Raw genomic sequence first — 13,952 nt, forward strand, 5'->3', positions numbered from 1 at the left:
GACGTGCGCCCGCAAGCTACGCCTTGGGCATTCCGGCGTCACCCGGCGGCGCGGGAAGGTCGATGCGAAACTGCGTGCCCTCGGGGCCGGATCGGACGAGCTGCACCGTACCCGCGTGCGCCTCGACCACCCCTCGGGTGATGGCCAACCCCAGGCCGGCGCCGTCATCTTCACGGCGTCCGCGACGCCCGCGAAAGAACCGGTCGAAGACGCGCGGTTGTTCACTCTCCGGAATCCCGGTGCCGCGATCCGTGACGGTGAGGCGAAACCAGGCGCCATCGCGCGACAACTCGAGTTCCACCGGGACGGTCGCGGGCGAGTGTCGCAGCGCGTTCACGGTCAGGTTGGTGACGGCGCGCGTGAGCAGGGCCTCGTCGCCACGCAGCGCGTAATCGCCGACGGCGATGCGCACCACGATGCGATCCGCAGCGCCCGGCAGTCGCCGCAGCGCCGACGCCGTGTCCTCCAGGAGCTCGTCGAGGTACAGCGGCACAGCCTGGACCATGGCCTCGCGGGCGCGCATGCGCGCGAGCAGAAACAGCTCCTCCACGATCCGCGTGAGCGACCGCGATTCCTGGCGGATGAGGCGCAGGGATCCCCGGAGGGACCGGAGGTCCGCGTCCTCATTGTCGAGTGCAACCTGCGCCTCACCGCTGATCACCGCGACCGGGGTTCGCAGCTCATGGGCGGCAGCGGCCATGAAGGTGCGTTGTTCCTCGCCGGATTCTTCCGCCCGATCGAGCAGGTGGTTGAGCGATGCGATGAGGTGTTTCCACGCCGGTCCAAGTCCGGCAGGTTCAGGGAAGCGCAAGCCGGGATTCCCGCGGCCGATCTCCTGGGCGCGTTGGTCCAGCTCCTGCATGGTTTCTGCACCGCGACGCATGTACAGGAGCGGGATGGCGGCAGCCACGACGACGAGCAGGAGGAACCAGGGCCATCCGTTCCGGAGTTCGCGCAGCGTTTCCAGGCGTTCGCGCTCGGACACGAGGAAGCCCAGCGCGATCTGCTGTTCACCGAGCTGGAGGTGCCTGACCATGAGGCGCGCCTGCCCACTCGCGGTCGGGAGGGTCACATACAGGTGACCTTCAACGGGCGCGTCGCGCAGGACCGCGTCGACGCGGGTCCGTGGGGGCTGCTCGAACGCGACGGGCGATGGATTAGGGTCCTGCAGGTTGTCGCGCGGGTCAACAAACTCTCCCGTGCTGGTGAAGCGCACGACGACGTTGGCAACCCGGGGCAGCATGGTGTGGAGCACGCGCAGGACCACCTCGTGCGTGGGTCCACCGCGGGCATGCTCGCGCTCCATGGTGGCCACCACGACCTGCTCCACATCGCTCAGTCGGTCGTCGATGCGCCGCAACGCGGCGTTGCTGCTGAACCGGTAGACAAGCGCGCTACCAAACAGCAGCGTCGCGACAAAGGTCAGGACCGTCAGTGCGACGCCAGGTGCCTGCCGCTGGCTCACTCGCGACCGAGGTAATACCCGGCGCCGCGACGTGTCTGCACCAGGGGCGGACCGGAGGCATCCACTTTCGCCCGGAGCCGGTTGACCGTGACCTCAAGGGCATTCGAGACCGGGTCGTGTCGATCGTCCCAGACGTATTCCGTGATCTCTGCACGCGACACGACGCGTCCCACGTTTCGTGCAAGGATTTCCAAGGTCATGTATTCCTTGCGCGTCAGCTCCAGCGCGCGTCCCGCGCGTGTGGCAGTGTTTGCCCGGGTGTCGACCACGAGATCATCGTAATTCAGCACTGGCTCGTGAACCGCCGGCATGCGCCGACCCAGCGCACGGACGCGGGCGAAGAACTCTTCCAGTTCAAACGGCTTGCCCAGGTAGTCATCCGCCCCAGCGTCGAGCCCTTCCACCCGGTCGGCCAGTGAGTCCCGCACGGTGAGCATCAGGATGGGCACCGACTGCTGTTGGGCGCGCAACGCCCGGCAGAGATCCACGCCATCTCCGTCCGGCAACTGGCGATCGAGCACGATGACGTTGTAGTCGGACGCCGTGCCCGCCCGGGTGGCCTCCGCGACAGTCGTCATGGTATCAACCGCATGTCCGCGGGACCGAAGGGCACGTTCCACGATGCTGGACAGCTGGGCGTCGTCTTCGACGAGAAGGACTCGCATGGGAAATTGGTGGCCGCAACCTCGCGGCGCGGTAAACGGTTGCGCTTGAGCCGCCCGGCGACCGGCGATGTCGCCGTCGTCGGCGTTATCGACCCGATGTCGCCGACTTGAAGACGGCGTCCAGCCCCTTCACGAATACATCACGAGGGAGGGCACCAGGCACAATCTCGCCGTTGATCACGAACGTCGGTGTCCCGCGCACGTACAAGGCGCGCGCGAGCGCGTTGTTCCGTTCGAGGGTCTCTGCCGCCGCTCGCCCCTGTACGCAGCGACCATACGAAGCGCTGTTGACCCCGGACTCGGCCGCGTAGCGGGCGATCAAGGTCACCGGACTCTTTGACGCCATCCATGCCTTGCGATTGGCATACAGCCGATCGTGCATCGGCCAGAATTTCCCCTGTTCGGCCGCGCACAGGCTGCCGATCGCCGCCTCCTTCGCGTTCGGGAACATCCCGATCACGAAGGGGACGAAGCGCCAGTACACTTTCCCGGGCTTCGTGTAGATCGAGTCGAGGGCGGGCATCGTCTCGGCGGCGAATTTCGCGCAATAGCTGCAGCCAAAATCTGCCAGCTCGACGATCCACACCGGCGCTCCCGGCTTCCCCTTTTCGATCCCGAAGCCGTCCAGGGTGACGACCTTCTCGGCCAGCTGCACGCGCATCTGGCTCCGGGCGGCGGTGCCGCTGACGGCGAGCGCAAGAAGGGCGATCAGGAAGCGGCGCATGAACTCGGCGGCGGAGGTGTTGACGCGGGATCTGGAGGCGCACGCTGCATCCAGCGTCCACACACATATACGCTCCAGGGTCGAAAGATCACCCGGGGCCCTCCCCGGAAGAAGGGACGGCGGGAATCTTCCACGGCGGCGGCGCGTTCATACCAGCATCACGACTTGCGGGGCGACATGGATAGGGCCGGAGAGGAAGTGGCCGTACTCGGCGGCGGGTGTTTCTGGTGTCTTGAGGCGGTGTATCAGGAGTTGAAGGGGGTAACCGGGGTGATCTCGGGGTATGCCGGGGGGCACGTGCCGCACCCGACCTACGAGGCCGTCTGTGAAAAGGGCACCGGGCACGCCGAGGTGGTCCGCGTCGCCTTTGATCCTGCGGTGATCAGCTTCACGGAGATCGTCCAGGTCTTCTTTGCCATCCATGACCCGACGACGCGGGACCGGCAGGGGAACGATGTGGGCCCGCAGTATCGCTCGGTGATCTTCACCCAGGACGAGGCACAGGCGTCCATTGCTCGGGCCGTGATCCAGGAACTCGAGGCCGATAAGGCCTTCGACGCGCCGATCGTTACCGAGGTCCTGCCGGCCCCCCCGTTTTATGCGGCCGAAGCGTATCACCAGAACTATTTCCGGCTACACGGGGCGCAACCGTACTGCACCTTTGTGATCTCGCCGAAGCTCTCGAAGTTCCGAAAGCAGTTCGCCGAGAAGCGCAGATAAGGGCACGTCGGAGATCTCCGGCGGCAGGAGAGTGCGACCGGGTCGAGGGCTGGCGCGGGGCGCGGCGCGCGCACAACCCGCCGCAACGCCTTGCGGCCACCCGGATCATCGGGTTGGTTAGCCCGGTCTGCACCCGGGGATGGAATGCGCTTCCTGTTTCTTGCCCTCTGCGTCGCCTCGACGGCGGTTGCGCAGGAGGTCTTGGTGGTCCGTGGGGCCACCGTACACACGGCGGTTGGGGCACCCGTGGCCAATGCCACGATCGTGGTGCGCGATGGCAAGGTGGCCGCCGTCGGGACAGACATTGCCGTGCCTGCGGGCGCGCGGATCGTGGAGGTCGCGGGCAAGGTCATCATTCCCGGGATGATCGACGAGCACTCGCACATCGGCGCGCTCCCGACTGACCTCAACGACCGCCCGATGATCATCGGGCCGCAGCACCGGTTCCTCGATGCGCTGGACCTCGAGGACCCGGCGTGGAAGGAGGCCGTGCAGGGGGGCGTCACGACCGTCACCACGGGACCTGGCTCGGGCGAGAACGTCTCCGGCATGGCCGTGATCATCAAGACGTTCGGGGCGGACCGTGACAGGCGGATCGTGAAGGAAAAGGGCGGGATGAAGTTCGCCATGGGTCCCAAGCGGTCCGATGCCTATCCCGCGACGGCCATGGGGGTGGCCGCCAACCTGCGGCAGTACCTCATCCGGACGCAGGAGTACATGGCGGGCTGGAAGCGGTGGGAAGATGGCGGTCGCCAGGGCACGGCGCCGGCGCGTGACCTGGGCTATGAGGCGATGAGTGAGGTCCTCACCCGCAAGGTGCGTGTGCGTACCCACGTTCACAGCGCCACGGACGTCATGACGATTCTGCGGCTCAAGGACGAGTTCGGTTTCGACCTCACCCTCCATCACTCCACGGAAGCCTACAAGGTGGCAGCGGAAGTGGCAAAACGCGGCGTGAGCGCGGTGGTCCTGCCGCTGGGGCCCCGGATCGGGGTCACGGAAGAGGCCATGCGCGGCCCGTACGAGTTGTGGAAGGCCGGCGTGAAGATCGCCATGCACACCGATCACCCGGTGATCAACCAGAAGTACCTGCGGCTCTGTGCCGCTCTGGCGATGCGGTACGGACTCCCCGAAGCCGAGGCGCTCAAGGCGATCACGATCAATGTCGCCGAGATCGCCGGTGTGGCGGATCGGGTCGGCAGCATTGAGGTGGGCAAGGATGCCGACTTTGTGGTGATGAATGGGCCATGGTACGAGCCGATGTCGCGCATCGACCTGGTGGTGGGGGACGGCCAGGTGATCTACGATCGGGCCACGGAGGAGCGACGATGAGCTTCTCCCGATACGCGCTCCGGCTGGTGGGCGTCGCGCTCGCCACCAGCAGCACGATGGCTGTCGCGCAGTCCCGCCCGCTCGTGCTCCGGGGGGCGACCGTGCTCCCCATCGACGGACCCGCGATTCCCAACGGGACCGTCGTCATGCTGGGTGGCAAGATCACGGCCGTCGGTGGATCCACCGTCGCCATTCCCCGCGACGCCCTCGTGGTCGACGCTCGAGGCAAATACGTGATGCCGGGGCTCGTCGATGCGATGACATCGTTAGGCATCGGCCAGACCGATCTCAACGAATCCAGCGACCCGGTCACGCCACAGCTCCGGATCTTCGAGGGGTTCAACCCGTTCGGAAACTTCGGCAGTGGCGCGGCCGGGCCCCTCCGCATGACCGAGCTGCTGAGCGGTGGGGTCACGACGATGTACATCGCCACCGCCGATGCGGCCCTCATCGGGGGGCAGGGCGCCGTCGTCAAGACCGCAGGCGACAACCTGGCCGCCCTCGCGGTGCGCGAGCCGGCGGCGATGGACATCACCCTCGGCGAGCCACCCAAGAAGGCCGCGAGTGCGCGGCAACGGGATCCGGCGACGCGCATGGCCGAGATGGCCATGCTCCGTCAGGCCCTCGTGCGCGCCCAGGAATACGACCGCAATCGGGCAGCGAATCCCACGCAGCCGCGCGACCTCGGAATGGAAGCGTTAGGCAAGCTGTTACGTCGTGAGTTTCCCGCCCGGATCCAGGCCAACACCCCCGGGGACATCCGTAACGCCGCGCAGCTCGCCCAGGAATTCAACCTCGACGTGATCATCGACGGGGGCGCCAACGCCAAGGCCGAGATTCCCTTGCTGACCGCACGACGCATTCCCGTGGTCATCGGGCAGGTCTCACACCCCTTCGTGAGCAACGAGGAAATCCCCGACAAGGCCGAGTACCCGCCCATCGACGAGTCCGTGCCTGCGAAACTGATCAACGGCGGGGTCAAGGTCGCCATCGCGACCTTCTCGCGCGCCTTCGGTTCACTTGCGCCGGCGGGGTCGAGCAAGTGGATCCTGCTCGATGCAGGTATCGCTGCCGGCTACGGCCTGACGGAAGAGCAGGTGCTCCGCGCGGTCACCCTGACTCCCGCCGAAATTCTGGGCGTCCAGCAGCGGCTGGGGAGCCTGGCCGTTGGGAAGGACGCCGATGTCCTGGTGCTCGACGGCCCGCCGCTGTCGATGAAGAGCTGGGTCGAGCGCGTCTACGTGAACGGGGAGCTGGTGCACCAGCGGACGCCGTAGGCGGCGGGCGGCGGCCCTATCCTGGCTCCGCCGACGCCAGCCTCCCCCCCCCCAACCCCTGCCGGGACTCCGGTGTCCAACGCCCGTGAGTCCCATGTCGCCACTCGCGACCGCACGATCGGCGGAACCCGAGCCCAGCGAACACCAGCTGGTTGACCGCGCACGCCGCGGCGACCGGGGGGCAGAGTACGCCCTGTACCACCGGCATGCGCCCAGGGTCCACCGACTGGTCTTTCGGTTGTGTGGCGACGAGGAACTCACCAACGACCTGACGCAGGACGCGTTTGTCAGGGCGTTCGAACGACTCGATCACTTCCGTGGAGACGCCACCTTTGGTACGTGGATCCATCGCATCGCCGTCAACCTTACCCTCAACGCCCGCCGCGGGGCCCAGCGGCGGGCGCGATGGATCGTCAACGCGGACGCGGACGCCCCGGCACCACCAGAGTTGCTTATCGACCATGACCTCCAACAGTCCTTTGCCGAAGCGGTTGAGCAGCTCACTGACGGCCAGCGCGAGGTGTTCGTGATGTTTGCGCTCGAGGGATACACGCACGTGGAGATTGGCGAGATCCTCGGCATCTCCGAAGGCACCAGCAAGGGACGTTTGTTTCACGCACGGGCCCGGCTCAAGCAGTTGCTGGCCCGCTTTGCTCCAGGAACCTGACCATGGACGACACGCAGCTCGATGCCCTCATCCACACTGCTGGCCGCGGCCATCGCCCGCCCCCGGCGCCCGACCTGGAGCACCTCTGGAGCGGGATTGCCGCCCGTCGCCAACGTCCCGGCGCCCACCCGCGCTGGCGGTGGGTGACGCCCTTGGCCATCGCGGCGACGGCAGCGATCGCCTTCTCGTTAGGTCGCGTCTCGGCGCGGCCTGCCGCTGGCGTGGTCGCCGAGCGCGCTCACGCCCCATCGAGCGCGGCCCCCGTCAGCGAGGTCGCCAACGACCTGCTCGGCCAGACGGTCGTCCTGCTGAGCCGCCTGCCGCAGGACCCGTCCCTCGACGCCAATGCGTTCGCGCGGCAGGCCGGGGACTTGCTCGTCACGACTCGCCTGTTGCTGGATGCCCCCGATACCCAGCGGAACCCCACCCTCGCCGGTGTGCTGCGTGACCTGGAATTGGTGCTCGCCCAGGTGGCCCGGCTCCGCGACAAGACACCGTCCGACGAACTCGAACTCATCACCGATGCCATGCGCGACCAGGACCTTGTCCCGCGCATCCGCACCGTCGCCGCCCGCCTGCAGGCCGGCGACTGAACCCTGGAGACCTTCCGTGATCCCTCGCATCCTGCCCCTCGCGTTAGGCATCGCCGCGTCCACCCTGGTCGCCCAGGAACCGCCGCCACGCCCAGCCCCCGTCCCGCGCGCGGCCCCGGCGCCCCGGCCCACCCCCTCACCCCGGGTCCTGCGTGCCCCCCGCGCCGCTATCGCCCCGATGCCCGCGTGGCCAGACGGTCTGCCCTTCATTGACCGGGAAGCGTGGGCGGCCGAAGCGGACCACTGGCGCGCGGAAGCCGAGGCACAGGTCGCCCTCCACAAGGACGAGTGGGCCGCGCACGCCGATCGGCTGCGCGCCGAAGCGGAAGCCCAGGTGAACCTGCATCGCGGCGAGTGGGAGATGGACGCGCGTCGCATGGCTGAGGACATGCGCATCGCGATCGAGCTGGACGGCATGCCCACGGTGAGCGTCCGTCGCTTGGCCCCGATGGCACCCCTCGCGCCGTTTCCGACGTCGCCACGTCCCGCGTGGGCGCGAACCGACCAGGGCGACTCGCTCTATCGCCGTGCCCGCGAACTGCTGAACAGCGGGGAGTACCGTCGGGCCGCCACGACCTTCCGTGACCTGTCCACGAAGGTACCCAACAGTTCCTATGCGCCAGACGCGCTCTACTGGCAAGCCTTCGCCCTCTATCGCATCGGTGGCACGGACGAACTGCGCACGGCGCTCGAGGCCATCGATCAGCTCAAGGCGAAGTACCCTGCGGCCCGCATGCGATCGGAGACGGAGGCGCTGGGTGTGCGTATTCGGGGGGCCCTCGCCGCGCGCGGTGATGCCGCCAGCGCCGCGTTGATTCGCACGACAGCGGCCGACTCCATGCTCCGGTGCGATCGCGAGGAGCAATCGGTGCGCGCCGAGGCACTGAACGCACTGACGCAAAATGACCCGGCGGGCGCGATGCCCCTGCTCCAGCGGACCCTGGCGCGCAAGGACGCCTGCTCTGCCGCCCTGCGTCGCACGGCCGTCTTCCTCATGGGAAGCAAGCGGGCCGAGGGCAGCCAGGCGGCACTGACGACGGTGGCCCGTACCGATCCCTCAACCGACGTCCGAACTGCCGCTATCGAGTGGCTGGCACGCTTTCCCGGGGAAGGGTCGTTAGGCACCATCGAGGAACTCGCCCGTGATAGCTCCGACCGCGTGTCCCGGGCGGCCACGCGCGCCCTTGTGACCCACCCCAGTCCCCGCGCCCGGACCCTCGTGCGCTCGCTCGTCGAACGCGCCGAGACACCGGAAAAGCTGCGTCTCGAGGCCCTCTCGGCGTTTGATCGCGAACGCGCCACCGCCGAGGATGTCACCTGGATGCGCACGCTGCACGGGAAGACGGAAAACCCCAAGATCCGCTCGCGCCTCGTCAGTACCCTGTCCAACATCGGCGGGCCGGAGGTCGACCAGTGGCTCCTCGCACTCTCGCGTGACCCCGAGGTGGACTCCGACACCCGACGCACGGCCCTGCGACGCGTGGGACGCACCCTCCCCATCGCCGACTTGGCCCGCACCTACGACGCATCAGCGGAGCGGAGCGTGAGGGAGGGAGTGATCGACGTGTTGCGAGAGCGCACCGAGGCCGAGGCCACGGACAAGCTCATCGACATCGTCAAGCGCGGGACCGACCCGCAGCTCCGCAGCCGCGCGATCTCCGCGCTCACGAGCAAGAAGGATCCGCGCACCATCCGCCTCCTCATGGAGATCCTTGACAAATGATGCGCAACTTCCTTGCGCTGCTCGCGGCGGGCCACGCCACCCTGGCCTGCGCCCAGGGGCTGGATCGGCGCCTGGCGACCGCGCGCGGCGACCAGGTGCAGTTCACCCTCCCCGCGCGTGCCCCTATCTGTGGCGACGGACGGAGCTACATCAGGCTCGAAGGGGATGCCTGGATCGGCACCATGAACGATGCAACGCGATGGTCCCCGTGCGAATCCGGACCGGCGCGGGTTGTGGTTTCGCGCGCCGACGGCGAGATCGTGCGCATCGACACCTACGTCGGACCTGCACCAACCAGCGCGGGTGAGGTCATCGACCTCGGGCGCGTCACGCCAGGGGAGGCGGCGACATGGCTGGCGACCATGGCGCGCACCGGGGAGGGTCGGGTGGCTCGTGACGCGATGCTTCCCCTCGGGATCATGGACTCGGCCAGTGTCACTCCCACGCTGAACGCGATGGTCGATGACCGGGAACTCCCCCGTGACGCCCGACGCAGCGCCCTGACATGGACGGTGCGGCGCCGCACGGCCACCGATGGGTTGGCCCCCGGGGCGCTCGTTGCGCTGCTCTCACGGCTCGCGAACGATGACACTGAGCACTCTACCCTCCGGCAAGCCGCGGTTGGTCATCTCTCGCGGCTTGACCGCGGGGAGGGGATTCCGGCCCTCGTGGCGATGACGCAAACACGGTCCGACGGGTGGTTGGCCCGGCAGGCCGCCGAGGTCCTGGGTCGCCACGGCGATCCGCGCGCCCGACGCGCGGTGCGGGCGATCATTGCCGACGCGGAACGACCGGCCGATGTGCGTGCAGCCGCCATTCAGGGCCTCGGCGGCGAGTACGGGACGGTCAAGGACGCGGAAAGCCTGATCGCCGCCTGGGCCCAACTCGGCACGGATGGCCTGCGGGATGCGGCCCTGAGTACCATGGCGTCACTTGGCGGGACGGCAAGCCGCGGTTTCTTGCTGAAGACGGTGCGTGATGAAACCGCGGCAAGTCGCCAGCGCCGCCGTGCCGCTGGCCTCCTGGAGCGCGTGGGCGTCCCCGCGCGCGAGCTGGTCGCCCTGTACGACGGCGTCTCCGACGGTGAGGTGCGCACCCAGCTGATTGACCTGCTCGCGCAGGCCGGGACGCGGGAGGCCGTGGCCAAGTTGTTGCGCATTGCGAAAGAAGACACGCAACCCGCCGCGCGGCGCCGCGCCATCGCAGCGTTAGGCAAGCGAGACGATCCGGCCGTACGCGAGGCGTTGCGGTCGATGGTGGGGTCCTAGGCGTTTACGGACGGGCGCGCGCCGCGATATCGAGCGCGCGCCACAGGCGGGGGCGATGTCGCGAGAGCTGCACGTACGTGCGTTCCTGGCGGGCACCCTTCGCCCCGATCACCGCGGCGAGCGCCGCCCGGTCGCGAAGCGGCCACTGCCGGATCTCGCGCTCGATGAGCATGAGCAACGGGCCGAGCAGTCGGTGTCCTTCGCGCATGGACGCGCGGCGCCGCATTCTCCAGCCGGGCCTGGCTGCGTCCGGCGCGAGGGCACCGTCTCCGAGCCCGGCCAGGTGCGTCGCCACCCGCTGACCCAGGGTGACCAGATGGTCTTCCGGAAACAGTGGCATCGTGTTGGCGCCGAGGTCGAGCACGAGGTCGGCGGTGGCGAGGCGCCGCAGCACCGCGCGTGACGACCGTCGCCCGTGATGGCGACGTGACAGCGCGCGTTCGCGATCGGCGAGTGCGCGCAGCGAACGGCGCACCGACCGGAAGCCCAGGCGATCGTAGAACCAGAAGGCCCCCGAGGCGAGGGCCTCGTCGTTGTCGGCACCAAACTGGTAGGGGTTCACGATAAAGCGGCTGACCCCGAACAGGGTCCGGAAGGCCCGTAACGACTGGGCAAAGAGGAACGCCGCCTCGCTGCCGCGAAAGGCCGGAAAGAGGTTGGCTCCCGTGTTCGCCTGGTCGGCCAGCGGCGTGACACCTCCGTAGCCGATCGGCACCCCATTGGAGAACATCACATAGCCGTAGTTCGCCTCCAGGGCGCAGCGCACCTCCGGGTGTGCGCCGAGGACGCAGAGCGCCGCGCCTTCCCCGAGGTCGGCGAGATAGATCTCGTCCGGGTTCGGGTCCATGGTGGGTGTGACTTCCCGGGCCCGCGCGGCGAGGGCGGCCATGGAGGCGTCCATCCACTGCGTTGCCTCTGCCCCCCGCAGGCGACGGATGCCGCGCAGCGGCGTCGCCACGAGGCCCCTGGGATCGTCCGGCACGCGCCGGAAGGCGCGGCGGACCACCGGTGCCGCCACAGGTACCCGGTTGCGAGACGCGCTCCATGGGGAGCCGCCTAACGACCACACCAGCGGGGCGCCCGCAGCGTCAAACGCGTGGGCGAGCGCCCGGTTGCGCGCCGCGCCCAGCGGGACCAGCCAGGGGAACGGGTTGCGGCCGCCGCGCCGGCGGATGTACTCCCCGGTATTCCATGCCCCGGAGTCGAAGGCGTCTTCCTCGGCGGCCGTGATCGCCGCCCGCGCCACCGGCTCCAACCGGTCGGCGGCGGACTTGTCCGCCACGATGATCGCGACCTGCTGGCTGCGGCGCCGGAGCCAGCGTGCGCAGCTCCAGGGAAGCGCAGCCGTGGTCGTCGTGCCGGCAATGCCCGTATCCGCAAGCGTGGGAATCGCGCGCGGGCCCAGTCGCTGGGCCCAGGAATGGAAACGGTTCAGGAAGGCGCGCGCCCGTTGGCGAATGGCGCGCGACGGTGGAAAGGCGACGAGGAACAGCAGCTCGTCATGGGTCGCCTCCACGAGGGAGGCGCGCCGAGGAACCGACGCCCGGATGGCGGCGAGGAGCACCGCGCGGCGTGCGTTCGAGCCGGGGCTGGTGGAGCCACGAAGGGCGTGCAGAGCCGCGAGATGCCGGGCGAGAGCCACGTACCGGGGGCGGGGGACGTGCCGAAGCTTCGTGCTGGGGACCGGATCGCATGTCGGGACGAACCTGATACCGGGTCGGGTGACTTCCGTGTGCTGAGGCAGTTGCCCCGGGGAGCGCGGTCAGGCGACATTACCGACCCGCAGCTCGCGCGGCGTGATGGGGTGTAGCTCAGCTGGCAGAGCGCCTGACTGTTAATCAGGAAGTCGCTGGTTCGAATCCAGCCGCCCCAGTTGTACCAGATGATCCTCGAAAGCGGTCGGCCTCCCTGTGGGGCCCGACCGCTTTTGCTTTGTCGAACGGCGGGGACGAGAGTCTCGAAGCGGGCGGCTGGTCTCGTCGCCTTGAGCAGGCCGAAAATGCGCAAGGAACGGGCTGCCGGACGGCCGGGCCGCGGCTAGAACGTGCGCATGACTTTCCCCGATCCTCCGCGCGACCGCGATCCGCTTGAGAGTGCCGCGCGGCACGCACAGGCGTGGCTCGCATCGCTCGACACCCGGTCCGTCGCCGCGACCGTTTCCCGCGACGAGCTTCGGCGCCGCTTTGAGGCACCACTCCCGCAAACGGGTGTCGCCGCCCACACCGTCGTGGATGACCTGGTTCGCGCGGCGGACGGCGGTCAGCTCGCCAGTGGCTCGGGCCGGTTCTTCGCCTGGGTCATCGGCGGCGCCGTGCCATCGTCCGTCGCAGCCGAGTGGCTCGTGAGCGCCTGGGACCAGAACGCGACCATCTACGCGACGTCACCGGTCGCCTCCGTCGTTGAGGAAGTCGCCGGCCAATGGCTCCTCGACCTGTTTCGCCTGCCACGCACGTCGTCGTTTGCCTTCACGACCGGGTGCCAGATGGCACACTTCACGGCGTTGAGCGCAGCGCGGGAGCAGGTTTTGCGCCAGGTGGGCTGGGATGTGGGTCGCCAGGGGATGGCGGGCAGTCCCCCGATCCGCCTCCTCGTCAGTGCCATCCGGCACGTCTCCCTCGACCGCGCCCTGCGTTACCTCGGTATCGGGAGGGACCAGCTGCACGTGCTCCCCGTGGACGCCAGCGGCGGGATCGCACCCGAGACGCTGGCGGGGGCCCTCTCCGTCGAAGGTCCAACGATCGTATGCCTGAACGCCGGCGACCTCAATACCGGGGCGTTCGATGACTTCCGGGCCCTCGTACCCCTCGCGCAGGCGCGTGGAGCCTGGGTCCACGTGGATGGGGCCTTTGGGCTCTTTGGCCGCACGTCACGCCGGTACGACTCCCTGGTGGAGGGGATGGAGCTGGCCGACAGCTGGGCGACCGACTGTCACAAGTGGCTCAACGTGCCGCAGGATTCCGGGTTTGTCGCGGTGCGCCACCCGGACGCGCACCGACGCGCCATGACGATCGTCGATTCCTACTTCGTCGCGGAGGACAAGGCGCGGGATGAGATCGACTGGACCCCCGAGTGGTCACGCCGGGCGCGCGGCTTTGGCGTGTACGCCGCCCTCCGCGAACTGGGCCGCGAGGGGGTGGCCGCGCTCATCGAACGCAACGGGGAACAGTGTGCGGCCCTCGCCGCCGGAATGGCCGACATTGCTGGCGTGGACCTCGTCTCTCCCCCGCGACTCAACCAGGCGCTCGTGCGCTTTCGGGACGCACGCGATGGTGCGACGGAGGCCGACCATGATGCGCGGACAGAGCGGGTCATCGCGGCCATCAACGCCAGCGGCGAGGCGTTCTTTGGTCCGTCCACCTGGCAGGGCAAGCGAGTGATGAGAATTTGTGTGGTGAATTGGCGGACAACCGCACGCGATGTGGCGCGGACCATCGCCGCCGTGCGACACGCCCTCACGATCGCGTAGCGCTGCCGTCGCACAGCGGGAGGTGCCGCGCCAAGAGCGCGTCCCCCGAACG

Annotated in this window: 12 protein-coding genes and 1 tRNA gene; 9 read left to right on the forward strand and 4 right to left on the reverse strand. The window is 68.6% G+C overall.

Features of this window, described 5'->3' with window-relative positions:
* Positions 1-16: 16 nt before the first annotated feature.
* From IPK85_10875 to IPK85_10885, 3 genes are all read right to left on the reverse strand, one after another.
* On the reverse strand, positions 17-1,465 hold the full coding sequence (locus IPK85_10875) for a HAMP domain-containing histidine kinase (protein ID MBK8247886.1): 1,449 nt from the start codon (positions 1,463-1,465) through the stop codon (positions 17-19).
* Positions 1,462-2,130, reverse strand: coding sequence for a response regulator transcription factor (locus IPK85_10880; GenBank protein MBK8247887.1), 669 nt, complete (start codon positions 2,128-2,130; stop codon positions 1,462-1,464). Before IPK85_10880 ends, IPK85_10875 begins: the two co-directional genes overlap by 4 nt.
* A gap of 85 nt (positions 2,131-2,215) precedes the next feature.
* On the reverse strand, positions 2,216-2,854 hold the full coding sequence (locus IPK85_10885) for a thioredoxin domain-containing protein (protein ID MBK8247888.1): 639 nt from the start codon (positions 2,852-2,854) through the stop codon (positions 2,216-2,218).
* A 177-nt stretch (positions 2,855-3,031) separates the two neighbouring features.
* Here IPK85_10885 and msrA point away from each other — a divergent pair, with 177 nt between their 5' ends.
* The 7 genes from msrA (at position 3,032) to IPK85_10920 (ending at position 10,434) form a co-directional block, all read left to right on the forward strand.
* The gene (msrA, locus tag IPK85_10890; GenBank protein MBK8247889.1) at positions 3,032-3,574 is read left to right on the forward strand and encodes a peptide-methionine (S)-S-oxide reductase MsrA; all 543 of its coding nucleotides are present in this window, start codon (positions 3,032-3,034) and stop codon (positions 3,572-3,574) included.
* Between the two features lie 144 nt (positions 3,575-3,718).
* Positions 3,719-4,906 carry an amidohydrolase family protein gene (locus IPK85_10895; GenBank protein ID MBK8247890.1) on the forward strand — a complete coding sequence of 396 codons (1,188 nt, stop codon included), beginning with the start codon at positions 3,719-3,721 and terminating at the stop codon, positions 4,904-4,906.
* Positions 4,903-6,183, forward strand: coding sequence for an amidohydrolase family protein (locus IPK85_10900; protein MBK8247891.1), 1,281 nt, complete (start codon positions 4,903-4,905; stop codon positions 6,181-6,183). Before IPK85_10895 ends, IPK85_10900 begins: the two co-directional genes overlap by 4 nt.
* A gap of 94 nt (positions 6,184-6,277) precedes the next feature.
* Complete coding sequence (locus tag IPK85_10905; protein ID MBK8247892.1) at positions 6,278-6,850, forward strand: RNA polymerase sigma factor; 573 nt, start codon at positions 6,278-6,280, stop codon at positions 6,848-6,850.
* A 2-nt stretch (positions 6,851-6,852) separates the two neighbouring features.
* Positions 6,853-7,443: a hypothetical protein gene (locus tag IPK85_10910; protein MBK8247893.1), complete on the forward strand. Its 591-nt coding sequence runs from the start codon at positions 6,853-6,855 to the stop codon at positions 7,441-7,443.
* Between the two features lie 16 nt (positions 7,444-7,459).
* The gene (locus IPK85_10915; protein MBK8247894.1) at positions 7,460-9,166 is read left to right on the forward strand and encodes a HEAT repeat domain-containing protein; all 1,707 of its coding nucleotides are present in this window, start codon (positions 7,460-7,462) and stop codon (positions 9,164-9,166) included.
* A complete protein-coding gene (locus IPK85_10920; GenBank protein ID MBK8247895.1) occupies positions 9,163-10,434 on the forward strand; it encodes a HEAT repeat domain-containing protein in 1,272 nt (423 codons plus the stop codon). Before IPK85_10915 ends, IPK85_10920 begins: the two co-directional genes overlap by 4 nt.
* Before the next feature lie 4 nt (positions 10,435-10,438).
* On the opposite strand, the gene IPK85_10925 is transcribed toward IPK85_10920, so the two are convergent.
* Positions 10,439-12,076, reverse strand: a complete 1,638-nt coding sequence (locus tag IPK85_10925) for a hypothetical protein (GenBank protein ID MBK8247896.1) — start codon at positions 12,074-12,076, stop codon at positions 10,439-10,441.
* A gap of 158 nt (positions 12,077-12,234) precedes the next feature.
* Here IPK85_10925 and IPK85_10930 point away from each other — a divergent pair.
* Together IPK85_10930 and IPK85_10935 are read left to right on the forward strand one after the other, a co-directional pair.
* A tRNA-Asn gene (locus IPK85_10930) sits at positions 12,235-12,307 on the forward strand.
* A gap of 177 nt (positions 12,308-12,484) precedes the next feature.
* A complete protein-coding gene (locus IPK85_10935) occupies positions 12,485-13,900 on the forward strand; it encodes an aspartate aminotransferase family protein (protein ID MBK8247897.1) in 1,416 nt (471 codons plus the stop codon).
* The last annotated feature ends 52 nt before the right edge of the window (positions 13,901-13,952 follow it).

It is taken from the genome of Gemmatimonadota bacterium (assembly GCA_016712265.1).
In the GTDB taxonomy this organism is placed as follows: domain Bacteria; phylum Gemmatimonadota; class Gemmatimonadetes; order Gemmatimonadales; family Gemmatimonadaceae; genus RBC101.